The 24,878-nt window shown below is 72.1% G+C and carries 18 protein-coding genes and 1 tRNA gene; 15 read left to right on the forward strand and 4 right to left on the reverse strand.

Annotated features, from left to right (window positions below; translation table 11 throughout):
• Positions 1 to 71: 71 nt before the first annotated feature.
• Positions 72 to 908, reverse strand: coding sequence for an aldo/keto reductase (locus tag OCT49_RS30075; protein ID WP_283854947.1), 837 nt, complete (start codon positions 906 to 908; stop codon positions 72 to 74).
• A gap of 244 nt (positions 909 to 1,152) precedes the next feature.
• Here OCT49_RS30075 and OCT49_RS30080 point away from each other — a divergent pair, with 244 nt between their 5' ends.
• Together OCT49_RS30080 and OCT49_RS30085 are read left to right on the forward strand one after the other, a co-directional pair.
• On the forward strand, positions 1,153 to 2,835 hold the full coding sequence (locus OCT49_RS30080; protein ID WP_502963431.1) for a glycosyl hydrolase family 8: 1,683 nt from the start codon (positions 1,153 to 1,155) through the stop codon (positions 2,833 to 2,835).
• 14 nt (positions 2,836 to 2,849) lie between these two features.
• The gene (locus OCT49_RS30085; RefSeq protein ID WP_283854948.1) at positions 2,850 to 4,913 is read left to right on the forward strand and encodes a PQQ-dependent sugar dehydrogenase; all 2,064 of its coding nucleotides are present in this window, start codon (positions 2,850 to 2,852) and stop codon (positions 4,911 to 4,913) included.
• 54 nt (positions 4,914 to 4,967) lie between these two features.
• On the opposite strand, the gene OCT49_RS30090 is transcribed toward OCT49_RS30085, so the two are convergent.
• Positions 4,968 to 6,767: an AMP-dependent synthetase/ligase gene (locus OCT49_RS30090; protein ID WP_283854949.1), complete on the reverse strand. Its 1,800-nt coding sequence runs from the start codon at positions 6,765 to 6,767 to the stop codon at positions 4,968 to 4,970.
• 385 nt (positions 6,768 to 7,152) lie between these two features.
• Entirely contained in the window at positions 7,153 to 8,046 is an 894-nt protein-coding gene (locus tag OCT49_RS30095) for a LysR substrate-binding domain-containing protein (RefSeq protein WP_283854950.1), read from the reverse strand.
• Between the two features lie 118 nt (positions 8,047 to 8,164).
• Here OCT49_RS30095 and OCT49_RS30100 point away from each other — a divergent pair, with 118 nt between their 5' ends.
• Positions 8,165 to 9,193 (forward strand): bile acid:sodium symporter family protein, encoded by a 1,029-nt coding sequence (locus OCT49_RS30100; protein ID WP_283854951.1) that lies wholly within the window; start codon positions 8,165 to 8,167, stop codon positions 9,191 to 9,193.
• A 140-nt stretch (positions 9,194 to 9,333) separates the two neighbouring features.
• On the opposite strand, the gene fdhD is transcribed toward OCT49_RS30100, so the two are convergent.
• A complete protein-coding gene (fdhD, locus tag OCT49_RS30105; RefSeq protein WP_283854952.1) occupies positions 9,334 to 10,182 on the reverse strand; it encodes a formate dehydrogenase accessory sulfurtransferase FdhD in 849 nt (282 codons plus the stop codon).
• Positions 10,183 to 10,479: 297 nt separating this feature from the next.
• On the opposite strand from fdhD, the gene OCT49_RS30110 reads away from it, so the two are divergent.
• The 12 genes from OCT49_RS30110 to OCT49_RS30165 all read left to right on the forward strand — a co-directional run bounded on the left by OCT49_RS30110 (position 10,480) and on the right by OCT49_RS30165 (position 24,805).
• Positions 10,480 to 11,430, forward strand: a complete 951-nt coding sequence (locus tag OCT49_RS30110; protein ID WP_283854953.1) for a beta-ketoacyl-ACP synthase III — start codon at positions 10,480 to 10,482, stop codon at positions 11,428 to 11,430.
• A gap of 106 nt (positions 11,431 to 11,536) precedes the next feature.
• The gene (locus tag OCT49_RS30115; RefSeq protein ID WP_283855990.1) at positions 11,537 to 13,327 is read left to right on the forward strand and encodes a VWA domain-containing protein; all 1,791 of its coding nucleotides are present in this window, start codon (positions 11,537 to 11,539) and stop codon (positions 13,325 to 13,327) included.
• Between the two features lie 251 nt (positions 13,328 to 13,578).
• Positions 13,579 to 14,070 carry a hypothetical protein gene (locus OCT49_RS30120; protein ID WP_283854954.1) on the forward strand — a complete coding sequence of 164 codons (492 nt, stop codon included), beginning with the start codon at positions 13,579 to 13,581 and terminating at the stop codon, positions 14,068 to 14,070.
• Positions 14,071 to 14,315: 245 nt separating this feature from the next.
• Positions 14,316 to 15,497: an ROK family transcriptional regulator gene (locus tag OCT49_RS30125; RefSeq protein WP_283854955.1), complete on the forward strand. Its 1,182-nt coding sequence runs from the start codon at positions 14,316 to 14,318 to the stop codon at positions 15,495 to 15,497.
• 212 nt (positions 15,498 to 15,709) lie between these two features.
• Positions 15,710 to 17,230: a sugar ABC transporter ATP-binding protein gene (locus OCT49_RS30130; protein WP_283854956.1), complete on the forward strand. Its 1,521-nt coding sequence runs from the start codon at positions 15,710 to 15,712 to the stop codon at positions 17,228 to 17,230.
• Positions 17,227 to 18,276, forward strand: a complete 1,050-nt coding sequence (locus OCT49_RS30135) for an ABC transporter permease (RefSeq protein WP_283854957.1) — start codon at positions 17,227 to 17,229, stop codon at positions 18,274 to 18,276. Before OCT49_RS30130 ends, OCT49_RS30135 begins: the two co-directional genes overlap by 4 nt.
• Positions 18,277 to 18,451: 175 nt before the next feature.
• Positions 18,452 to 19,489 (forward strand): substrate-binding domain-containing protein, encoded by a 1,038-nt coding sequence (locus OCT49_RS30140; protein ID WP_283854958.1) that lies wholly within the window; start codon positions 18,452 to 18,454, stop codon positions 19,487 to 19,489.
• An 85-nt stretch (positions 19,490 to 19,574) separates the two neighbouring features.
• Positions 19,575 to 20,816: a Gfo/Idh/MocA family protein gene (locus OCT49_RS30145; protein WP_283855991.1), complete on the forward strand. Its 1,242-nt coding sequence runs from the start codon at positions 19,575 to 19,577 to the stop codon at positions 20,814 to 20,816.
• A gap of 11 nt (positions 20,817 to 20,827) precedes the next feature.
• Complete coding sequence (locus tag OCT49_RS30150; RefSeq protein ID WP_283854959.1) at positions 20,828 to 21,832, forward strand: sugar phosphate isomerase/epimerase family protein; 1,005 nt, start codon at positions 20,828 to 20,830, stop codon at positions 21,830 to 21,832.
• A 552-nt stretch (positions 21,833 to 22,384) separates the two neighbouring features.
• Positions 22,385 to 22,472, forward strand: a tRNA-Leu gene (locus tag OCT49_RS30155).
• Positions 22,473 to 23,030: 558 nt separating this feature from the next.
• Entirely contained in the window at positions 23,031 to 23,978 is a 948-nt protein-coding gene (locus tag OCT49_RS30160) for an ATP-grasp domain-containing protein (RefSeq protein ID WP_283854960.1), read from the forward strand.
• Positions 23,975 to 24,805, forward strand: a complete 831-nt coding sequence (locus tag OCT49_RS30165; protein ID WP_283854961.1) for an ATP-grasp domain-containing protein — start codon at positions 23,975 to 23,977, stop codon at positions 24,803 to 24,805. The genes OCT49_RS30160 and OCT49_RS30165 overlap by 4 nt, the downstream gene beginning before the upstream one ends.
• Positions 24,806 to 24,878: the final 73 nt, after the last annotated feature.

Genomic DNA, 24,878 nt, shown 5'->3' on the forward strand with positions numbered 1-24,878 from the left:
TGTGCCGTGTCGTGCGATGTGCCCCGCCGCCGTGGCCCTGCCGTGCGTCTCGGCGGTGAGCGGCAGGGGCGTCAGGCCCCGACGCTGAACTCGGCGGGGTCCGGGCCGAGGCGCTTGCCCTCGTCGAGCGCGGCGAGCGCGGCCAGGTCGTCCGCGTCCAGCTCGAAGTCGAACACGTCGATGTTCTCCGCGATCCGGGACGGCGTCACGGACTTCGGGATCACCACGTTGCCGATCTGGAGGTGCCAGCGGAGCACCACCTGGGCGGGGGTGCGCTCGTGCTTCCGGGCGATCGCGACGATCGTCGGGACCTCCAGGAGGCCCTTGCCCTGGCCCAGCGGCGACCACGCCTCGGTCCGGATGCCGTGCTCGGCGTGGAAGGCGCGCGACTCGGCCTGCTGGAGCTGCGGGTGGAGCTCGATCTGGTTGAGCACCGGGACCACGGAGGTCTCGCCGAGCAGGCGCTCCAGGTGCTCGGGCAGGAAGTTCGAGACGCCGATGGCCTTCGCCCGGCCCTCGGAGTGGATCTTCTCGAAGGCCCGGTACGTGTCGACGTACGCGTCCTTGGCGGGCACCGGCCAGTGGATCAGGTACAGGTCGACGTAGTCGAGCCCCAGCCGGTCGAGCGAGGCGTCGAAGGCGCGCAGGGTCGCGTCGTGGCCCTGGTCGCCGTTCCACAGCTTGGTGGTGACGAAGAGCTCCTCGCGGGGGACGCCGGAGGCGGCCACGGCCTTGCCCGTGCCCCGCTCGTTCTCGTAGATCGCGGCGGTGTCGATGCTCCGGTACCCGGACTCGATGGCCGTCGCGACCGCCTTCTCGGCCTCGTCGTCCGGCACCTGCCACACGCCGTAACCGAGCTGCGGCATCTCGACGCCATTGTTCAGGGTGATGGAGGGGACCTGGCTCACGAGCGGTCGATCCTTACGTCGTCGGGTCATACGTCCAAGGTGAACGAGCGGGGCGCGCCACACATTCCCGGGCGCCCGATGTTCCTCGACCGGATCGCCCGGCCCGGCACCGATTATCGCCCAACCACCTTGATTCTTCCGGGATTTGGGCCCACGAGGGGCATTGACAGATCGCCCCGCAGGGAATCCCATGCAGTATCGGTTAGGAACCTTTCCTAACACCGAGAACCGGAAGGGAACACCCGTGCACCCTGCCGCACCCCCACGCCGCTCGGCGGCAGTCCTCACCGGCATCGGCTGTCTGCTCCTGCCCCTGCTCGCCGTGCCGTCCGCCGAGGCGGTGACCACCCCGCAATCCACCATCCCGCCGCCCACCATCGCGGCGGCCACCCGGTACGAGGCCGAGGACGCCCGGCTGACCCGGGCGGCCGTGGCGACGAACCACACCGGCTACTCCGGCACCGGCTTCGTCGACTACACCAACGCGACCGGATCGGCCGTGGAGTTCACGGTCGACACCGCCACCGGCGGCGGCTCGCTCGCCCTCCGTTACGCCAACGGGACCACCACCGACCGTCCGATGGACATCAGCGTCAACGGCACCGTCGTCGCGTCCGGCGTACCGTTCGGCTCCACCGGCTCCTGGGACACCTGGGCCACGAAGACCGTCGCCGTCCGCCTCCCCGCCGGGACCAACACCGTCCGGGCCACCGCGACCACGGCGAACGGCGGCCCCAACCTCGACCGCCTCGACATCGGGGCCCCCGCCACCGACGGACCCGCCGTGCCCTTCGGCAGCCACCTGTTCCCCTACACGGCGGGGACGCTCAAGCCGTCCGGCACGCAGTCCGCGCTCGACCGGGCCGTGATCGAGGCGTACGACGCCTGGAAGGCCGCGTTCGTCCGGCAGAACTGCGGCAACGGCTGGTACCAGGTCATCTCGCCGGACGCCGACCACCCCTACGTCGCCGAGGCCCAGGGCTACGGCATGGTCGTCACCGCCACCATGGCGGGCGCCGACCCGCAGGCGAGAACCGTCTTCGACGGCATGGTCGAGTACATGCTGGCCCACCCCTCGGTGAACAACCCCGACCTCCTCGCCGCCGAGCAGGACTCCTCCTGCCGGAGCGTCAACGGCTCCGACTCCGCGACCGACGGGGACCTCGACGTCGCCTACGGTCTGCTCCTCGCCGACAAGCAGTGGGGCTCCACCGGCACGTACGACTACAAGGACCTCGCGATCAAGCACATCGACGCCATCAAGGAGAGCGAGGTCAACCCGACCACGCACCTGATGCTGTTCGGCGACTGGTCGGACTCCGGCGAGTCCCACTACTGGATGACTCGTTCCTCGGACTGGATGATCGACCACTTCCGCGCCTTCGAGGCCGCCACCGGCGACCGCACCTGGCGCACCGTGCGCACGGCCCATCAGAAGCTGATCGCCTCCCAGCAGTCCGAGTACGCCCCCGACACGGGACTGCTGGCGGACTTCGTCGTCGACACCGACAGCACGCCCGCGCCCGCACCGGACAAGGTGCTCGAATCGCCCCACGACGGCGACTACTCCTGGAACGCCTGCCGCGACCCGTGGCGCATCGGCACCGACGCCGTCACCAGCGGGGACACCGCCTCGCTCGCCGCGGCCCGCAAGCTCAACTCCTGGATCAAGGACGAGACCGGCGGCGACCCGGACCGGATCGGCAGCGGCTACCACCTGGACGGCTCGGTGTTCGACGACGGCAACGACATGGCGTTCACCGCCCCGTTCGTCGTGACCGCGCTGACCGACCCCGGCTCCCAGGCCTGGCTCGACGCGCTGTGGAACAAGCTCGCCACCACCCCCATCGACCCCGACCTCTACTACGGATCGAGCGTTCAGCTGCAGACCATGATCGTCGCGTCCGGCAACTACTGGGTCCCCTGACGGAGGTGTCGAAGATGCGTACCAGAACGCTCACCGCGGCACGGGGCAAAACGGCGGCCCTCACGGCTGTGCTGCTCTGCGCCGCCCTGGTGCAGGCGGCCCCGCGGTCGGCGGCCGCGGCCGCCGACCGGTACGAGGCGGAGTCCGCGACGATCGTCGAGGGCGCGGCCGAGTCCAACCACTCCGGCTACTCGGGGACGGGCTTCGTCAACGGCGACAACGTCGTGGGCAGTTACGTGGAGTTCACCGTCACCGCGGCCACCGCGGGAACCGGGAAGATCGCCATCCGCTACTCCAACGGCACGACGGCCGCCCGGCCCGCGGACGTCGCCGTCGGCGGCACGGTCGTCTCGGCGGCCCGCCCCTTCGCCACCACCGCCGACTGGGACACCTGGGCCACCTCCACCCTCACCACCCCGCTGAAGGCGGGCACCAACAAGGTCCGGCTGACGTCCACGACGGCCGGCGGACTGCCCAACCTCGACTACCTCGACGTCACGGTCACCCCCTCGGACACCGAGGCGCCCACCGCCCCCGGCCGGCCCACCTGCACCGCAATCACCGAGAACAGCCTCACGCTGAACTGGACCGCCGCCACGGACGACGTGGGCGTCGCCGCGTACGACATCTACGAACACGGCAACAAGTTCGGCGAGGCGCCCGGCACCGCCACGGCGAAGAACCTGACCGGGCTCACCCCCGACACCACGTACAACCTCACGGTGTTCGCCCGGGACGCGGCCGGCAACGTGTCCCCGGTCAGCCCGATCGTGGACTGCACCACCCTGCGCAGCGACGACACCACCGCCCCCTCGGCCCCCGGCACCCTGTCGGCCTCGGACCTCACCGCGAACGGCGTCGTCCTGAAGTGGGGCGCGGCCACGGACGACAAGGGCGTCACCGCCTACGAGGTACGCAGCGGCAGCACCGTCTACAAGACCGTGACCGGCACCCCGCCGGCCACCACGACCACCCTCACCGGGCTCGCCTGCGCCAGCCCGTACACCCTGGAGGTCGTCGCCAAGGACGCGGCGGGCAACGTCTCCCCGCCGGGCAACGCGGTCACCTTCACCACCCCGGCCTGCGCCACCGACGGCGGCGTCCCGTCCGGCATCACCACCGTCTCCACCGGCTGGTCCATCCCCTGGGGCACCTACTGGATGCCCGACGGGAAGACCGCCCTGGTCACCGAGCGGGACAGCTTCGAGGTCTTCAGGGCCACGGCCGACGGCGCCCGCACCCGGGTCGGGTCGGTGCCCGAGGCCGTCACGACCAACGGCGAGGGCGGCCTGCTCGGCGTCGCCGTCGACCCGAAGTGGTCCACCAACCACCGCGTGTACTTCATGCACACCGCGTCGGAGGGCAACCGGATCGCCCGGATGGCCTACGACGGCAGCTCGCTCAGCGGGTACGAGGTCCTGCTCCGGGGCATCAAGAAGAGCCGCTACCACAACGGCGGACGGCTCGTCTTCGGCCCCGACGGCTACCTGTACGCGTCGACCGGCGAGGCCCAGACCCCCGACCTCGCCCAGGACAAGGACTCGCTGAACGGCAAGATCCTGCGGATGACCACGGACGGCGAGCCCGCCCCCGGCAACCCGTTCGGCAACCACGTCTACAGCTACGGCCACCGCAACCCGCAGGGGCTCGCCTTCGACCGCAACGGCCGCCTGTGGGAAGCGGAGTTCGGCGACAGCAAGAAGGACGAACTCAACCTCATCAAGCCGGGGAAGAACTACGGCTGGCCCATCTGCGAGGGCAGCTGCACCACGTCCGGCATGACCAACCCGAAGAAGACCTGGAACATCTCCGAGGCGTCGCCCAGCGGGATCGCCATCGTCCGCAACGTCATCTACATGGCCGCCCTGAAGGGCGAACGGCTGTGGCGGGTGCCGATCACCGGTGACACCGAGAACCTCGGCACGCCGAGCTCCTACTACGTCGGCACCTACGGCCGGCTGCGCACCGTCACCCAGGTGCCCGGCCGGGACCAGCTGTGGCTGTCCACCACCAACTGCGACAACAAGGGGAACGAACCGGACGGCTCGGACAAGCTGTTCCGGGTCTCGATCACATAACCCGGCACCGCGCGGCACGTCGTACGCGCCGTACCGCCGGGGCACCCCGGTGCCTCAGCGGTACAGCGCGTCGACCTCCGTCGCGTACGCCGTCTCGATCGCCCTGCGCTTCAGCTTCAGCGACGGGGTGAGCAGACCGTGCTCCTCGCTGAACGGGTGCGCCAGGATCCGGAACGTCCGGATCGACTCGGCCTGCGAGACCGCCGTGTTGGCGGCCACCACCGCCCGCCGGACCTCCGTCTCCAGGCCCGGGTCGCGCACCAGCTCCCGCGGTTCCAGCGGCGATCGCCCCTGCAGTGCCAGCCAGTGGTCCACCGCCTCCTGGTCGACCGTGACCAGCGCCGCGATGTAGGGCCGGTCGTTGCCCACCACGAGGCACTGCGCGACCAGCGGATGCGCCCGCACCCGCTCCTCCAGACCGGTCGGCGACACGCTCTTGCCGCCCGAGGTCACCAGGATCTCCTTCTTCCGCCCGGTGATCGTCAGATAGCCGTCCCCGTCGAGCGAGCCCAGGTCGCCGGTGGCCAGCCAGCCGTCGCGCAGCACCGCTCCGGTGGCGTCGGGATCACCGAGGTAACCGGAGAACACGTGGTCCCCGTGCACCCACACCTCGCCGTCCTCGGCGATGTGCACGGTCGTGCCGGGAATCGGCTGCCCGACCGTGCCGTACCGGGGGCGCTCCGGCGGGTTGGCGGTGGCCGCGGCGGACGTCTCGGTCAGCCCGTACCCCTCGAAGATCCGGACGCCCGCGCCCTCGAAGAACAGCCCGAGCCGCCGGTCCATGCCGGAACCGCCGGACATGGCGTGCCGGATCCGGCCGCCCATCGCCTCGCGCACCCTCCGGTACACGACCTTGTCGAAGAACTGGTGCTGCACCCGCAGCCCGGCGGACGGCCCGGGACCGGTCCCGAAGGCCCGCTCCTCCACCGCCTCGGCGTACTTCACGGCGACGTCCACCGCCTTCTCGAACGGCCCCGCCCGCCCCTCCGCCTCGGCCCTGCGCCGGGCGACGCCGAAGACCTTCTCGAACACGTACGGCACCGCCAGCACGAACGTCGGCCGGAACGACACCAGGTCCGGCAGCAGCGCCCCGGCCGACATCTCCGGCTGATGGCCCAGCCGCACCCGGCCGCGGAGCGCCGCGACCTCGACCATCCGGCCGAAGACATGGGCCAGCGGCAGGAAGAGCAGGGTGGACGCCTCGTCGCCGGGCGCGGAGCGGAACACCTCCTGCCAGCGGGAGACCATGGTGTCCGTCTCGAACATGAAGTTGGCGTGCGTGATCACACAGCCCTTGGGGCGGCCCGTGGTCCCCGACGTGTAGATGACGGTGGCCACCGACTCGGGCGTCACCGCGCGCCGGTGACGGTGCACCACCTCGTCCTCGATCCGGGTGCCCGCGGCGACCAGCTCGGTCACCGCGCCGGCGTCCAGCTGCCACAGCCGTTCGAGCCGGGGCAGCCGGTCGATCACCGACGCGACGGTCATCGCGTGGTCCTCGTGCTCGACCACGACGGCGGACACGTCGGCGTCGTGCAGCATCCACCGGACCTGCTCGGCCGAGGACGTCGGATAGACCGGCACGGACTGCGCGCCGACCGACCACAGGGCGAAGTCGAAGAGCGTCCACTCGTAGCGCGTGCGCGACATCAGGGCCACCCGGTCACCGAACCTGACGCCCTGGGCGATCAGCCCCTTGGCCAGCGCCAGCACCTCGTCGCGGAACGCGGCGGCGGTGACATTCCGCCAGTTTCCGCTCGCTTCCTTGCGGTCGAGGGCGACCCGGTGCGGGTCCTCCTCGGCCCGGTCGAACACCACGTCGGCCAGCCCGCCCACGAGGGGCGCGGCCGTCATGGGCGGGACAGTGAACTCGCGCAATGACCTGCTCCTCATGGGGCTCAGCACAGCGCCGCGACGCTACCCCACCGAGCAGCGCAACGGGAGGGCTCCGTATCGGCCGAGACCATGGCATATGCACAGCTCGGCCACCGAAATCCGGCCAGATGGGCAAGGCTCGGGCGCGGCCGGGGACACGGAGCGACCGGCGGGCACCGGAATCTCCACCGAATCCGTACGCCGCTGCCACTCCCACTACCGAACGGTACGGGGCGATTTGCCTCTGATTGCCCGTCCGGACCGGGGCGAGCACCCGGACCCGTACAGGGCTCGGAGCCGTACGGGACTCGGACTCGTACAGCGTTCGGACCCGTGGGGGACCCGGGCCCGTACGGGCCGGTGGTCAGGCGCCGTCCTGCCCGGTGGCCGCCCCGGCCTCCCGGACCAGTCGGTCGCCGCCCGCGAGGATCGCCGCCGCCAGGGCGTCGGCGGCCTCGCGCGCCCCCTCGCGCCGGTGGCCGTGCGACAGGACGAAATCCACCCCGCCCAGCTCCGGCAGCCCCGCCCTGGCCGGCACCGGCACCAGCCCCGGCGGGATCAGCCCCCGGCTGTGGGCCATCACGCCCAGCCCCGCGCGGGCCGCCGCGACCAGCCCGCTCAGGCTGGTGCTCGTGCAGGCGATCCGCCAGGGCCGGCCGTGCTCCTCCAGGACCTCCAGGGCGCGGGCCCGGGTGATGCCCGGCGGCGGGAACAGCACCAGCGGCACCGGCCGGTCCGGATCGATCCGCAGCCGTGGCGCGCCGATCCAGGCCAGCGTGTCCCGCCGGACCAGCTCGCCGTGCGTGTCCCCGGTGCGCCGCTTGGCCAGGACGAGATCGAGCCGGCCGGCCGCGAGGCGCTGGTGCAGCGTCCCGGAGAGCTCCACCGTCAGCTCCAGCTCGACCTCCGGGTGGTCGTGGCGGAACGATTCCAGGATCTCCGGGAGCCGGGTCAGCACGAAGTCCTCGGAGGCCCCGAACCGCAGCCGCCCGCGCAGCCGGGTGCCGGTGAAGAAGGCCGCGGCCCGCTCGTGGGCGTCGAGTATCGTCCGGGCGAAACCGAGCATCGCCTCACCGTCCACGGTGAGGTCCACCCGGTGCGTGTCCCGGGCGAACAACTGCCGCCCCGCCGCCTCCTCCAGCCGCCGGACGTGCTGGCTCACCGTGGACTGCCGCACCCCCAGCCGCCGGGCCGCCTGGGTGAAACTCAGGGTCTGGGCGACGGCGAGGAAGGTGCGCAGCTGCGCCGGGTCGTACATGCCCCCAGACTATCGCCGAACGTGATGACAGTCAGAGCGGTGTACGGGATTCCCGATCGCACGGAACGGGAGCAGCATGGGGCGGGTACGACCTGAACCAAGAGGACACGTGGAGCACATGAGCCGCCGCACCCCGAAACTGCCGTCCTGGCTGCCGATCGACCCGTACATCCTGGCCCTGATCGGCACGGTGGCGTTCGCGGCGATACTGCCCGCCTCGGGAACCGCGGCGGAGGTCGCGAAGGGCGCCTCGACCGGAGCCGTCGCCCTGCTCTTCTTCCTCTACGGGGCCCGGCTCTCCACCGCCGAGGCCCTGGAGGGGCTCCGGCACTGGCGGCTCCACCTCACCGTGCTGATCTGCACCTTCGTCGCGTTCCCGCTGCTCGGACTGGCGGCCGGGGGACTGGTCCCGTACGTCCTGACGCCGCAACTGCACAGCGGTCTGCTCTTCCTCTGCCTCGTCCCGTCGACCATCCAGTCGTCCATCGCCTTCACCTCGATCGCCCGCGGCAACGTGTCCGCCGCGATCTGCGCGGGCTCCTTCTCCTCGATCGCGGGGATCTTCCTCACCCCGCTGTTCGCGGCCGCCCTGCTCGGCGAGGAGGGCGGCGGGTTCTCGGCGGACGCGCTGCTGAGGATCGCGGTCCAGCTGCTGCTGCCGTTCGCCGCCGGGCAGCTGCTGCGCCGTTGGATCGGCGGTTTCCTCACCCGCCGCAAGAAGATCCTCGGCCGGGTCGACCGGGGCTCGATCCTGCTCGTCGTCTACACGGCCTTCAGCGCGGGCATGGTCACCGGCGTCTGGCACCAGATCACCCCGGCCAGGCTCGGCGCGCTGCTCGGCGTGGAGGCGCTGCTGCTCGCGCTGATGCTGACGATCAGCTGGTACGGGGCGAAGCGGCTCGGCTTCGGCCGGGAGGACCGCGTCGCCATCCAGTTCGCCGGTGCGAACAAGAGCCTGGCCGCCGGGCTGCCGATGGCCAGCGTCCTGTTCGGGGCGCAGGCGTCCCTCGCCGTGCTGCCGCTCATGCTCTTCCACCAGATGCAGCTGATGGTGTGCGCGGTGATCGCCAAGCGCCGCTCGCGCGACCCGCAGGAGGCGCACGCGACGGGCGCGGCGACGACGCGGGAGCCCGCCATCGCGGGCTGACCGCGTGGCCCGGCGGTCCGCGTGGCCCGGCTGACCGTGCGGGTCGGCTGACCGTGCGGGTCGGCTGACCGTACGGGCCGCCGGGCCGCACGGCTCAGCGGCGTGCGTGGTCCGGCCGACCGTACGGCGGGCGGGCGTCCTCAGCCCCCGATGACCTCCGCCGGCAGGGCGATGCGGTGCTCACCCGCGTACACGTTCATGGAGGGGCCCCGCAGGAAGCCCACCAGGGTCAGCCCGGTCTCGTCCGCCAGGTCGACGGCGAGCGACGACGGCGCCGAGACCGCGGCGAGCACCGGGATTCCGGCCATCACCGCCTTCTGGGCCAGCTCGAACGAGGCCCGCCCCGACACCAGCAGGATCGCCCGGGACAGCGGCAGCCGGTGATCGGTCAGCGCCCGGCCGACCAGCTTGTCCACCGCGTTGTGCCGGCCGACGTCCTCCCGGACGTCGAGCAGCTCGCCCGTCTCGGAGAACAGCGCCGCCGCGTGCAGCCCGCCGGTCCGGTCGAAGACCCGCTGCGCGGCGCGCAACCGGTCGGGGAGGGCGGACAGCAGGGCGGGCTCGACCCGGACCGGGGGAGCGTCGGCGATCGGGTGCCGGGTCGAGGTGCGCACCGCGTCCAGGCTCGCCTTGCCGCACAGACCGCAGGACGAGGTGGTGTACACATTGCGTTCGAGGGTGATGTCGGGGACCGGAACGCCGGGGGCGAGCTTCACGTCCACCACGTTGTACGTGTTGCCGCCGTCCGCCGTCGCCCCGGCGCAGTAGACGATCGACCGCACCTCGGAACCGTCCCCGACGACGCCCTCGCTCACCAGGAAGCCCGCGGCGAGCGCGAAGTCGTCCCCCGGCGTGCGCATCGTGATGGCGAGCGGCCTGCCGTTCAGCCGGATCTCCAGCGGCTCCTCGGCGACGAGCGTGTCGGGACGGACGGAGACCGCCCCGTCCCGGATGCGGATGGTGCGGCGGCGCTCGGTGACCCGTCCCATAGCGGTTGACCCGACTCCTTGCGTGGTGGAGGCCGGAACGCCGCGGAAGCCGGGCCGGCCCTCGATACGGAGGTCGCCGCAGGTCACCGGAGTGTCGTGCGGAGCGGTGACCCCGGCGGTCCCATTGTCCTGCACCGGGGACGCGGCAGCGGCCCGTGTGTCGCAAGAGGCGTACGGGCCTGTTGTCAAGCCTCCAACGGCCGGGCGTGATTCCTGTGGGAACACATGACCCCGTACCGAACAGTAGCGACCAAGACTGGATGGTTCCTGCCACATGCAAGCGAGGGGACCCCGTACATGACCGGCTCACGTGTCGTGGCGCTCGGCCACTACCAGCCCGCCAAGGTGCTCACCAACGACGACCTGGCGGCCATGGTCGACACCAGCGACGAGTGGATCACCAGCCGCGTCGGCATCAGGACCCGGCACATCGGTGGCCCCGACGAGCCGGTGGACGAGCTGGCCGCGCACGCGGCTGCCAAGGCGCTCGCCGGGGCCGGGCTCCGGCCCGACGAGGTCGACCTGGTGCTCGTCGCCACCTCCACCGCGATCGACCGCTCCCCGAGCATGTCGGCACGGGTCGCCGCCCGGCTCGGGATGGAATCGCCCGCGGTGATGGACATCAACGTGGTCTGCTCCGGCTTCACCCACGCCCTCGCCACCGCCGACCACGCGGTCCGGGCCGGTGCGGCCGAACGCGTCCTGGTCATCGGGGCCGACAAGATGGGGGACATCGCCGACTGGACCGACCGCAGCACCTGCGTCCTGCTCGGCGACGGGGCCGGCGCGGCGGTCGTCGTCGCGGAACCGGACGGCACGGAGCGGCCCGGGATCGGCCCCGTCCTGTGGGGATCGGTGCCCGGGATGGGCAACGCGGTACGGATCGAGGGCACGCCGCCCCGTTTCGCGCAGGAGGGACAGTCCGTCTACCGCTGGGCCACCACCCAGCTGCCGCCCATCGCCCGCAAGGTGTGCGAGAAGGCCGGCGTCGCTCCGGAGGAGCTGGGCGCCGTGGTGCTGCACCAGGCCAACCTGCGGATCATCGAACCGCTCGCCAGGAAGATCGGCGCGGTCAACGCGGTCATCGCCCGGGACGTGGTGGACTCCGGCAACACGTCCGCGGCCTCGATCCCGATGGCCCTGTCCAAGCTGGTGGAGCGCGGCGAGGTCCACAGCGGCGCGCCCGTCCTGCTCTTCGGCTTCGGCGGCAACCTCTCGTACGCGGGCCAGGTGATCCGCTGCCCCTGAGTCCGGCGCTCCGGAGCCCCGGCGGACCCTGCCGGGGCCGTCCGCGCCCAGGTGCCGGACGGCGGGCACACTGGCCGGTGTGACGATACTGAGCAAGGGTGCCAACATGCCGGTCGAGGCCGCCGCCGTCAGGGCGGTGCTCGGCTGGTCGACAGGGTCCGGCGTGCCGGACGTGGACGCTTCCGCGCTGCTGCTGACCCGCGGCGGACGGGTGCGGTCCGACGACGACTTCGTCTTCTACAACCAGCCGCGGCATGCCTCGGGCGCCGTGACGCACCTCGGCAAACAGCCCGGTGCCGACACGCTGGAGGTCCGCCCGGGGGCATTGGGGCCCGACATCGAACGCGTCGCGCTCTGCGCCTCCGCCGACGGCGGCACGTTCGGTCAGGTCCCGGGGCTGCACCTGCGGTTGCTCGACGCGGCGTCCGGCACCGAGCTGGCCCGGTTCGAGATGTCCGCGGGACCGGAGACGGCGCTGATCGGCGGCGAGCTCTACCGGCGCGACGGCGGCTGGAAGTTCCGGGCGGTCGGGCAGGGTTACGCGAGCGGACTGGCGGGCCTGGCGACCGACTTCGGCATCACCGTCGATGACGAACAGCCCGCGCCCGCTCCCGGGCCTGTGCTTCCGTCTGCTCCCGGGCCCGTGCCCTCGTCCGCGCCGATGCCTTCGTCTGCTCCCGGGCCCGTGCCCTCGTCCGCGCCGATGCCTTCGTCTGCTCCCGGGCCCGTGCCCTCGTCCGCGCCGATGCCTTCGTCTGCTCCCGGGCCCGTGCCCTCGTCCGCGCCGATGCCTTCGTCCGCTCCCGGGCCCGTGCCCTCGTCCGCGCCGATGCCTTCGTCCGCTCCCGGGCCCGTGCCCTCGTCCGCGCCGATGCCTTCGTCCGCTCCCGGGCCCGTGCCCTCGTCCGCGCCGATGCCTTCGTCCGCTCCCGGGCCCGTGCCCTCGTCCGCGCCGATGCCTTCGTCCGCTCCCGGGCCCGTGCCCTCGTCCGCGCCGATGCCTTCGTCCGCTCCCGGGCCCGTGCCCTCGTCCGCGCCGATGCCTTCGTCCGCTCCCGGGCCCGTGCCCTCGTCCGGGCCGATGCCTTCGTCCGCTCCCGGGCCCGTGCCCTCGTCCGGGCCGATGCCCCGGCTCACCAAGGGTGAGGAGCGCCTCCCCGTGGACATGCGCAAGCGGCTGTCGCTGCGCAAGCAGCAGGTCCTGGTCAGCCTGAGCAAGCACGGCGTCGCGGACCTGCGTGCCCGGGTCGTCATCGTCCTGGACGCCTCGGGCTCGATGGGCGGGCTCTACCGCCGGGGCACGGTGGCCGGAGTCGTCGAGCGGATGGTGGCCGTCGCCGCGCAGCTCGACGACGACGGCGAGATGCAGGCGTGGACGTTCGCCACGAACCCGGCCCGACTGCCCGACCTGGCCGTCGGCGACCTGCCGGAGTGGCTCGGACTGCACGTACGCGTGGGACAGAGCGGCGGCTTCATCCGTAGGAAGCCGCCGAAGGGACTGCTCCCCGGCCAGATCGACATGCGCACCGTCGGCATCCAGAACGAGGAGCAGAAGGTCATCGCCGAGGTGCGGGCCCATGTGCGTGCGCATCCGGTGCCCGACCCGACCCTGGTCCTGTTCTTCTCGGACGGCGGGGTCCACCGCAACAGGGAGATCGAGCAGGAGCTGCGGGCCGCTGCGGACGAGCCGGTGTTCTGGCAGTTCGTCGGCCTCGGCAGCTCGCAGTACGGCGTACTGGAACGCTTCGACACCATGCCGGGCCGCCGGGTGGACAACGTCGGCTTCTTCGCCGTCGACGACATCGAGCAGGTCTCCGACCAGGAGCTGTACGACCGGGTGCTGTCGGAGTTCCCGTCCTGGCTGAGGGCGGCCCGGCAGGCCGGAATCCTGAGGTGACGAGCCGTCCCTCGGGCGGGCCGGTTCCCGGCGGGTTGTCCAACTGTTGCAGCAGGACGCAAGGGTTGGTGGTGCGCGGAGCGGCGCGGCCATCATCACCGCGTGCACCGGCCCGGCGGCGATTCCCAGGGGGAGCGTCGACGGCAGTCGTTCCGTGAGTTCCGCGTCCGGCGGACGCTCGCGGCCGGCCGGAACAGGGGGCGGGCCGGGGCACACCCATGCCGACTGCGGAAACAGAGGAGTGGAAGACCATGCGCACCACGAGGATCTCTCTCGGTACGGCCGCGGTGCTCGCTTCGGTGGTGGCGGCCCTCGCCACCACCCAGGCCCAGGCCGTCGGTACCGCGGACACCGGGGCGTCCGCGGACAGCGGCGCCGTCATGATGGTTCTGCCGAAGGCCCCGGAGGGGGCCCGGTTCTCGCCGACGGCGGTGGCGCCGACGGTCTCCCCGTCCGCGCCCTACATCCACGCCAAGGAGGGGCTCATCTCGTGCCCCAGCGGATCCCTGTGCACCTCCACGTGGGACCCCACGAAGAACTCCTGGAAGATCTACAAGCTGGACAAGTGCGCCAAGTACGCGCTGTCCAACTGGGAGGGTGACGGCGCCTACCGCAACAACCAGACCGGTGGCGTCGTGAGCAAGTTCTACGACCAGAACGGCAACACACTGAAGTCCGTGCCCTCCGACAACTCGCCGCACGCCTTCAGCTGGAGCCCCGTCTGGTCGATCCGCAACTGCTGATCCGCTCCTGAGGCCGATCCGCCGCGGCTGATCCGCTTCCGCCGCGGCCCGGGCGCCCGCCGGTCCTCCCACCGAGGCCACCGGCGGGCGCTTCCGCGTCCCGCCCTCCCACTTCTTTGTCCTCGGTGTGGAGAAAGATGCCGTGGATTCCTGCACGACTTCTTCCCGGACCCGGCAACCACTGCTACGTTCCCCTCGAAAGCCCGACGGACAGGCCGATGCGGCGGGAGGGGCGCGTGAGACGCATGACGGCACGACCCGCGAACGCGCATCAGGCGCGACTGCTCCGGCTGTTGCGTGACGGCGGGCCCAACTCCCGGGCGCAGCTGGGGGACCAGGTCGACCTCTCCCGCTCCAAGCTCGCCGTCGAGGTCGACCGGCTGCTGGAGACCGGACTGGTCGTGGCCGACGGACTCGCCGCCTCGCGCGGCGGACGTCGCTCGCACAACATCCGGCTCGCCCCGCAACTGCGCTTCCTCGGCGTCGACATCGGTGCCACATCGGTCGATGTGGCGGTCACCAACGCCGAGTTGGAGGTACTGGGCCACCTCAACCACCCCATGGACGTACGCGAGGGGCCCGTCGCCGTCTTCGAGCAGGCGCTGTCCATGGCGGCCGAGCTCCGGGCGTCGGGGCTCGCCGAGGGCTTCGACGGCGCGGGCATCGGCGTACCCGGACCGGTCCGCTTCCCCGAGGGCGTACCGGTGGCACCGCCGATCATGCCCGGCTGGGACGGCTTCCCGGTCCGCGAGGCGCTCAGCCAGGAACTGGGCTGCCCGGTCATGGTGGACAACGACGTGAACCTGATGGCGATGGGGGAGCAGCACGCGGGTGTCGCCCGTTCCGTGGGCGACTTCCTCTGCGTCAAGATCGGTACCGGCATCGGCTGCGGCATCGTCGTCGGCGGAGAGGTCCACCGGGGCACCACGGGCAGCGCCGGGGACATCGGCCACATCCAGGTCGAACCCGAGGGACGCGCCTGTGCCTGCGGCAATCGGGGATGCCTGGAAGCCCACTTCGGCGGCGCCACGCTCGCCCGCGACGCCGAGGACGCGGCACGCACCGGACGGTCGGCGGAACTGGCCGCCCGGCTGGCGGCGACCGGCGGCCTCACCGCCGTCGACGTCGCGGCGGCAGCGGCTGCCGGGGACGCCACCTCGCTCGACCTGATCCGGGAGGGCGGCAACCGGGTCGGCCAGGTCATCGCGGGACTCGTCAGCTTCTTCAACCCCGGCCTGGTGGTGATCGGCGGCGGTGTGACCGGGCTCGGCCACACCCTGCTCGCCAGCGTCCGGACCCAGGTCTACCGGCAGTCCCTGCCGCTGGCCACCAAAAACCTCCCCATCGTGCTGGGGGAGTTGGGACCGGCCGCCGGAGTGATCGGCGCCGCCCGGCTCATCAGCGACCACCTCTTCTCGCCGGCCTGACCCAGGGGCCCGTCAGCACCACCGGACCGGAACGGCACCGATCGGATCGCAGCCACGATCCAAAGCAACCGAAACATCCGAAGCAACGGAACATCTCGCCACACCGCCACACCGCTACACCGAACCTGGTACAGCCCTGCCCGCTCACCGGCCCTCCCCTGCTCCCGGCCGCGCGCGAGCAGGGGAGACCTCACTTGCCGAGGGGATTCGTCATGGCACCGGAACCACCCCTGCTCACCATGTCCGGCATCACCAAGTCGTTCCCCGGAGTGCGCGCCCTGGACGGCGTCGACCTGGAGGTCCGGGCCGGTGAGGTGCACTGTCTCCTCGGGCAGAACGGCGCCGGGAAGTCCACCCTCATCAAGGTGCTCGCCGGGGCCCACCAACCCGACGGCGGCGAGATCACCTGGCACGGCGCACCGGTGACGCTCAAGTCGCCCGTCGCCGCGATGCGCCTGGGCATCGCCACCATCTACCAGGAACTCGACCTGGTGGAGGGCCTGTCGGTCGCCGAGAACGTCTTCCTCGGGCGGGAACCCGTCACCGCCCGCTTCGTGGTGCGCGCCCGCGTGGCCCGCACGGCCGCCGCCGTACTGCTGGAACGGCTCGGCCACCCGGAGATCGACCCGGCCCGCCCGGTCGGCGAACTGTCCGCGGCCCAGCAGCAGATCGTTTCCATGGCGCGGGCGCTCTCCCACGACGCGCGGCTCATCGTGATGGACGAACCGTCCGCCGCGCTCGACCCCGACGAGGTGGACAACCTCTTCCGCGTGGTCGCCGCCCTCACCGCCGACGGCGTCGCCGTCGTGTACATCTCCCACCGGCTGGAGGAGATCCGCCGCATCGGCGACCGGGTGACCGTGCTCAAGGACGGCCGTGCCGTCGCCGGGGGACTGCCCGCCAGGTCCACACCGACGCACGACATCGTCGCCATGATGACCGGCCGCACCGTCGAGTACGTCTTCCCGCCGCGCCCGGCGGATCGCGCCGAGGCGGCGGAGCCCGTGCTGCGGATCGAGGGACTGACGCGGAAAGGCGAATTCGACCCGGTGGACCTGGAGTTGAGACCGGGGGAGATCGTCGGCCTGGCCGGACTCGTCGGCTCGGGGCGTTCGGAGATCCTGGAGACCGTCTACGGCGCCCGCAGGCCGAGCGCAGGCCGGGTCGTCGTGGCCGGCGAGCGGCTGAGACCCGGCAGTGTCCGGGCGGCCGTCGCCGCCGGGATCGGCCTCGCCCCCGAGGAACGCAAGACGCAGGCCCTGCTGATGCTCGAATCCGTCACCCGTAACGTCTCCGTCTCCTCGATGTCCCGCTTCTCCAGGGCCGGTTGGCTCGACCGGCGGGCCGAGCGCCGGGCGGCCCGCGCCGCCACCCGCGAACTCTCCCTGCGCCCCGACGACCCGGACACCCCCGTCCGCACGCTCTCCGGCGGCAACCAGCAGAAGGCGGTCCTGGCCCGCTGGCTGCTGCGCGGCTGCCGGGTGCTGCTGCTGGACGAACCGACGCGCGGCGTCGACGTGGGGGCCCGCGCCGAGCTGTACGCCGTGATCCGCCGACTGGCCGACGAGGGCCTCGCCGTTCTGCTCGTCTCCAGCGAGGTGCCCGAGGTACTGGGCCTCGCCGACCGGGTGCTGGTGCTCCGCGAGGGCCGCGTCGTGCACACGGCGGACGCCCGGGAGCTCGACGAGCACCGCGTACTCGACCTGGTGATGGAAGGGAGCCCCACGTCATGACGCAACCCGTTTCCCCGGCGCAGCAGGGCGGGCCGGACCGGGGGAGCGCCCCGCCCCCGGCCCCCGCCGCCGGGAAGGGGAACGGACCCGCACGTGCCTTCCGGCCGCGTGTCGACGTCCGCAACCTCTCGCTCCTCGGCGTCCTCGCCGCCCTGATCGCCGTCGGCGGCATCACCGAGCCCGACGCCTTCCTGGACACCGGGAACCTCCAGCTGGTCCTGACCCAGGCGTCCGTCATCGGCGTCGTCACCGTCGGGATGACGTTCGTCATCACCGGCGGCGGCATCGACCTGTCGGTCGGCGCGATGGTCGCGCTGGCCTCCGTCTGGGCGACCACGGTCGCCACCCAGGAGTACGGTTTCGCCGGGATCGCCTTCACCGCCCTGGTCGTCGGGCTCTGCGCGGGGCTGGTGAACGGTCTGCTCGTCGCGTACGGGCGGATGGTGCCGTTCATCGCGACGCTGGCCATGCTCGCCTCGGCCCGCGGACTCGCCCTCCAGATCACCGACGGCAGGACCCAGATGGTCACCGTCCAGTCGGTCCTCGACCTGGGCCTGCCCGACTCGTACGTCCTCGGCGTCCCGCCGCTGGTCCTGATGTTCGCCGCGGTCACCGTGATCGGCTGGCTGGTCCTGAACCGCACCTCCTTCGGCCGCCGCACGGTCGCGGTCGGCGGCAACGCGGAGGCGGCCAGGCTGGCCGGCATCGACGTGCGCAGGCAGCGGCTCCTGCTCTATCTGCTCTCCGGACTGTGCTGCGGCATCGCCGCCTTCATGCTGATCGTCCTGGCCGGCTCGGGACAGAACACCAACGGCAACCTGTACGAGCTCGACGCCATCGCCGCCGCGATCATCGGCGGCACCCTGCTCAGCGGCGGGCGCGGCACCATCGTCGGCTCCGTGCTCGGCGTCCTGATCTTCACCACCATCACCAACATCTTCGCGCTCAACAACCTCCAGAGCGACGTCCAGCAGATCGCCAAGGGCGCGATCATCGTCGCCGCCGTCCTGGTCCAGCGCCGCACGGCGCCGCACGGCGAGACCTGACCCGACGCCCCGCCCCACCCGACGCCCCGCTCCACCCGTACATCCCGCCCCATCCGTCCCATCCGCCCCGCCCCACCCGTGCCCCCGCCCCACCCGTACCTCCGCCCCACTCGTACCTCCGCCCCACCCCGTTCCCCCTGTGACAGCCACGCACCGGACGAAGGGTTCGACAGCCATGCCGGAAACCAGCCGCAGACGCCTGCTCCTCGGTACCGCCGCCGTCTCTGCGGGCGCCCTCCTCACCGCCTGCACCAGCAACGAGCCCAAGAGCGAAGGCGCCGCGAGGAGCAACGTGCCCGCCGCCGACGGCAAGCCCGGAAGACCCGTCACCATCGGCTTCGCCGGCCCGCAGGCCGACCACGGCTGGCTCAACGCCATCAACGAGAACGCCAAGTCGCGGGCGGCCGAGTACTCCGAGGTGACCCTGGAGACCACCGAGGGCTCCAACGACACCGCCGTCCAGATCGGCCAGGTCAAGACCCTCATCAACAAGAAGGTCGACGTCCTGGTCATCCTCCCGGCCGACGGCAGGGCGCTCACCCAGGTCGGGCTGGAGGCCATGCGGGCGGGCATCCCCGTCATCAACCTGGACCGGATCTTCGCCTCCCCGCAGGCGTACCGCTGCTGGGTCGGCGGCGACAACTACGGCATGGGCCTCAACGCCGGCACGTACATCGGCGAACAGCTCAAGGACAAGAAGGACGCCAAGGTCGTCGAGCTGGCCGGCATCGACAACCTGGAACTCACCAAGCAGCGCAGCCAGGGCTTCGCCGACGCGCTGAAGAACTACCCCAACATCGACCTGGTGGCCCGTCAGGCGGCCGAGTTCACCGTCGAGTCGGGCCAGGCGAAGACGGCCCAGCTCCTCCAGGCGCAGAAGCGGATCGACGCGCTGTGGAACCACGACGACGACCAGGGCGTGGGCGCGCTGCGCGCCATCCAGCAGGCGGGCCGGGACGAGTTCCTGATGGTCGGCGGCGCCGGTGCCAAGTCCGCGATGGACGCCATCAAGGCCGACGACGGCGTCCTGAAGGCCACCGTCCTCTACCCGCCGACGATGGCGGCGTCCGCCATCGACCTGGCCCGCGCCCTCGCCCAGAACAAGGGTGTCGGCGGACTGGCCGAGCAGGAGATTCCGACGAGCCTCACCCTCTACTCGGCCGTGGTCACCAAGGACAACGTCGACCAGTACCTGCCGACGGGCTTCAGCTGATCCGGCCCGGGGGAGGGCCGTCCCCTCCCGCCGCCCCCACCGAACGACCGACGAGGAGGAAGCCCGGATGGCCCGCGAAGCCCCGATGGCCCGCAGGGAAGAGACGGATCAGGAGGGCGCAGCGCCGCCGGCCCCGGCCGTTCCGACGACGAGCCCGCCGGTGCTCGGCGTCGGCATGGTCGGATACGCGTTCATGGGCGCCGCCCACTCGCAGGGGTGGCGCACCGCGGGACACGTCTTCGAGCTGCCGATGAGGCCGGTGCTCGCCGCGGTCTGCGGACGCGACCGGACCGCGGTCGACGCGGCGGCCGCCCGGCACGGCTGGGCGGCGGCGGAGACCGACTGGCGGGCCCTGATCGCCCGGGACGACGTGCAGCTCGTCGACATCTGCACCCCCGGCGACAGCCACGCCGAGATCGCCGTCGCCGCGCTGGAGGCCGGCAAGCACGTGCTGTGCGAGAAGCCGCTCGCCAACACCGTCGCCGAGGCCGAGGCGATGACCGAGGCGGCCCGGCGCGGGGCGGAACGCGGCCAGGTCGCGATGGTGGGCTTCAACTACCGCAGGGTGCCCGCCATCGCCCACGCCCGGCGGCTGATCGCCGAGGGGCGGCTCGGCGCCCTGCGGCACGTCCGCGCCGCCTACCTCCAGGACTGGCTCGTCGACCCGGAGGCACCGCTCACCTGGCGGCTCGAACGGGAACGCGCCGGCTCGGGGGCCCTCGGCGACCTGGGCGCGCACCTCGTGGACCTGGCCCAGTACCTGGCGGGGGAGCCGCTGGTCGGGGTGACGGCGGTCAGCGAGACGTTCGTACGCGAACGGCCGCTGCCCGCGGCCCCGCCGGGCGGACTTCCCGGCACCGTCGGCCCGGCCGCGCGCGGAGCGGTGACCGTCGACGACGCGGCCCTGTTCACCGGCCGGCTCGCCTCCGGGGCACTGGCCTCGTTCGAGACGACCCGGATGGCGGCCGGACGGAAGAACGCGCTGCGGCTGGAGATCAACGGGGAGCGCGGCTCGCTCGCCTTCGACCTGGAACGGCTCAACGAACTGGCCTTCCACGACCACACCGAACCCGCCACCACGGCAGGGTTCCGGCGGATCCTCGTCACCGAACCCCAACACCCCTACCTGGAGGCGTGGTGGCCGCCCGGACACGCCCTCGGCTACGAGCACACCTTCGTCCACCAGGCCCGCGACCTGGTGCGGGCGATCGCCGAAGGCACCGCCCCCGCACCGTCGTTCGCCGACGGACTCCAGGTGCAGCGGGTGCTCGCGGCGGTGGAGGAGAGCGCCGCGAAGAACTCCGTACACACCCCCGTGGCTCTCTAGGAGGCCCGCTCATGCCCCGTTCCTTCACCCTCTTCACCGGCCAGTGGGCGGACCTGCCACTGGAGGAGGTCTGCCGGCTCGCCCGGGACTTCGGCTACGACGGACTCGAACTCGCCTGCTGGGGTGACCACTTCGAGGTCGACAAGGCGCTCGCCGACCCCGGTTACCTGGACGGCCGGCGGCAACTGCTCGACAAGTACGGGCTGAAGTGCTGGGCGATCTCCAACCACCTCGTCGGCCAGGCCGTCTGCGACGACCCCATCGACGAGCGGCACCGGGGGATCCTGCCCGCCCGGATCTGGGGGGACGGCGAGCCCGAGGGGGTGCGCCGCCGGGCGGCCGAGGAGCTCAAGGACACCGCACGGGCGGCCGCCGCCTTCGGGGTGCGCACCGTGATCGGTTTCACCGGCTCGTCGATCTGGCACCTGGTCGCGATGTTCCCGCCGGTCCCGCCGCACATGGTCGAGCGGGGCTACGAGGACTTCGCCGAGCGCTGGAACCCGATCCTGGACGTCTTCGACGCGGAGGGCGTGCGGTTCGCCCACGAGGTGCATCCCGGCGAGATCGCGTACGACTACTGGACCACCCACCGCGCGCTGGAGGCCGTCGGCCACCGGCCGGCGTTCGGGCTGAACTTCGACCCGAGCCACTTCGTCTGGCAGGACTTGGACCCGGTCGGTTTCCTGTACGACTTCCGGGACCGGATCTACCACGTGGACTGCAAGGAGGCGCGCAGACGGCTGGACGGCCGCAACGGGCGGCTCGGCTCGCACCTGCCGTGGGGCGACCCGCGGCGCGGCTGGGACTTCGTCTCCGCCGGGCACGGCGACGTGCCGTGGGAGGACGTCTTCCGGATGCTGCGGTCCATCGGCTACGAGGGGCCGGTCTCCGTGGAGTGGGAGGACGCCGGGATGGACCGGCTGGTGGGAGCGCCGGAGGCGCTGGCCACACTGAAGCGGTACGACTTCGAGCCGCCCGCCGCCTCGTTCGACGCGGCGTTCGGGGGCGGCGACTGACGTCCCGTTCCCCGGCCCCGTACGGCACGGGGAGTGGTACGGCGAAGAGTGATACGGCAGGGGTAGTACGGGTGGCGCGGGTGTCCTGCGGCCGTTTCGCGCCGACCCCTGCCCCTGCACGTGATTCCGTACGCGACGCGCTCGGGGCGGCTGCCGGGCTGAGCGCGCACACCTACGCCATGACCGCCGTCTCCCGGCACGAGGCGCGGGACGGACCCACCGCCACCCCCTGGCCGCGCTCGCGACCGTCGCCGCCCTTGGGCGCCGCGACCGCACGCGGGCAGCGCCGTGCACGGGGCGTCACAGCCGACCCCGTACCCGCCCCCGTACCCGTGCCCGGACCTGTATCCGGGCAGCGCTCCCTCACACCCCGCATCCCGCACCGTCCGTGATGAGTCGGTCGCGTACGGTGCTCGATGTCGGAGAATGCCGGGGAAATACGCCGTCCGCATCCATCGCACCGCACTGACCACCGGAAACGCGGGTGAGAGCCACCCTGAACCCCTGGTATTGTTTTCCATGTCGCCACGGGAAACCGGGGCCGACCACCTGGTCCGGGTGGCGGAATGGCAGACGCGCTAGCTTGAGGTGCTAGTGCCCTTTATCGGGCGTGGGGGTTCAAGTCCCCCCTCGGACACCAGAGGTCAACCGACCTGATACGGCCGGTCGATCCGACAATATGTCGGATCGGCCGGCCGTTCTGTTTTCGGCGGGCAGGCCGTGGGCGGGTGATGCTTCGAGCCTGCTTTCCGCAGCACACCTGCGTTCCCGCTGCCTGCGGCGCGGTTCGTTCCAGCTCTCCGTGGTCTCGGCGTCGGCGATCCGGCCGCGCAGCTCCGGGAGTGTGGCGGGCGGGAGCATGCCACCCCACAGCATGCCGCCCCACAGCATGGCGCCCCCGGCATGGCGGCGAGCCGACCGAAGCGGCGCCGGGGGAGATGGCCGACCGGGTCGGGGTGAAGACGCCATCACGGTTCTCCTCTTGTGCGCAGAATTGACACCTCTCAGGCGTTTTCTGCCCACGGCGTGGTGGTGGTCTGTGAGGCGAGGTTCGGGTCCGACGTGGTGTCAGCAACACCTGGCCGTCGCAGCTTTGGCGTGAGCGTGACGTAGCGTTGCCCTTTTGGCGGTGTTCGGCAGAGCACCGCGGAGCGTCGTTGCGCCCTCCTCACCTGTGAGGGCGCCGAGGGGTGTTGGGATGAAGCTCTGCTTCCTCGTCGAAGAGCTGTACCGGAATGACGGCATGCCGCTCGATGTGGCCCGGCGATTGTCGTCGTGGGGTCACCAGGTGGACGTGATGCGGCCGGGCGGTTCGCTGTTGCGGGTCTCGGAGGAGGTGCGGGCGGGCACCCACGACGCCTGGGTGCTCAAGACAGTGTCCGGCGGTCCGGGGCTCGCCCTGCTGGAGGCCGCGGCGGCCGTGGGGCTGACCACGGTGAACGACGCGCGGGCGATCCGTGCGGTGCGCGACAAGGTCCTCACCTCGGTCGTTGCGCGGCAGCACGGGCTGCCGGTTCCGGTGACCTACTCGGCGCCGCGGGCCACCATGTTCGCGGACGTTCCCGACGAGCTGTTCCCCCTGGTGGTCAAACCCGTCGACGGCAGTTCGGGGCGCGGGGTGCGGCTGGTGGCGGACCCCCGGGGACTGGCCGGGGCGGAGCGGGCGGGCGAGGGCCAGCTGATCGCGCAGCCCCATGTGCCCAACTCCGGTACGGACCTGAAGGTCTACTGCCTCGCGGGCGAATTCCACGCGACCCTGCGACGCTCCCCGATCCACCCGGAGGGACCGGCCGACGAGGGCCCGGTGCCGTTGTCCGCCGAGGTGGCAGCGGTGGCGGAGGAGGTGGGGAAGGTCTTCGGGCTCGACCTGTACGGCATCGATGTGGTGCTCGGACCCGACGGCCCCGTGATCGTCGACATCAACGACTTCCCGAGCTTCCGGCGGGTGCCCGACGCGGTGACCCGGGTGGCCGGAGCCGTTCTCGAGCTGGCCAGGACCGGCGGCTCCGCAGGCGCGGGCGTGCCCGCCCCGGCTCCGCCGGTTCCCGCTCGGCTGCAGATCCCCCTCGGCCGGCCCCGCCCGCAGATCGCTCCGGGCCCCGGAGCGGGCATGCCGGTGGCCGTACCGGGAGTCGTCCAGATATGAGGGTGTGCCTGCTGACCGACAAGCCGGACCACCCGATGCTCGCCGCCACCGCCTCCGTACTGGTCCGGGAAGGGCACCGGGTGACGTTCCTGGACCCGGACTCCGGGGACGGACCCGCACAGGACCGGGTCGCCCCGGACGACCTCGCCGACACCTACCTCCTCAAGGCGCACACCCCCGGCGCGCTGGCCCTGGCCCGTTGCCTGGAGGAGCGCGGCGCCCGGGTGGTGAACTCCGCCGCCGCGACGGAGCTGTGCCAGGACCGGAGCCGGCTCGCCGCGGTGGCCGAGGGGGCCGGTCTGCCGATGCCCCGCACCAGGACCCTGGACGCGCTGTCCGAAGTCCTTTCCGGAACGGAGTGGCCCGCGAGCGGCTGTCCGCTGATGGTCAAGAGCCGGCACAGCCGGCGCGCCGACCTGGTGGCCCGTGCGGACGGTCCGGCCGAACTGCGGGAACTCGCCGCCCGGTGGCCCGATGAGCCGGTCGTGCTGCAGGAGTACGTCGCGAACAGCGGTTGGGACCACAAGGTGTGGGTGATCGCGGGGAGGGTCTTCACGGCGGTGCGTCCCGCGCCGGTGGGGGCCCCGCCGGACGGCGCCCGGTCCGCGCCGCTGGTCGGCGAACTGCCCCGGGCCTGGGCCGACACGGCTCTCCGCGCGGGCGAGGTGTTCGGTCTGGACGTCTACGGCGTCGACCTGCTGGATCGCGAGGGCGAGCCCGTCGTCGTCGACATCAACGCCTTCCCGGGCATCCGGGGCCCCGAGGAAGCCCCCGCCGCCCTGGCCGCCCTGGCGCTGCGACGGGCCCGGACCGGTTCTTCCGTCTGAGCGTTCGGGCCTTCCGGCGGGACCGTGCCCGAACCGGCGGGATCGTGCTCAAGTCGATTGAGCCGGTCCCGAG

The sequence above is a fragment of the Streptomyces sp. ML-6 genome (assembly GCF_030116705.1).
Taxonomy (GTDB): Bacteria; Actinomycetota; Actinomycetes; order Streptomycetales; family Streptomycetaceae; genus Streptomyces.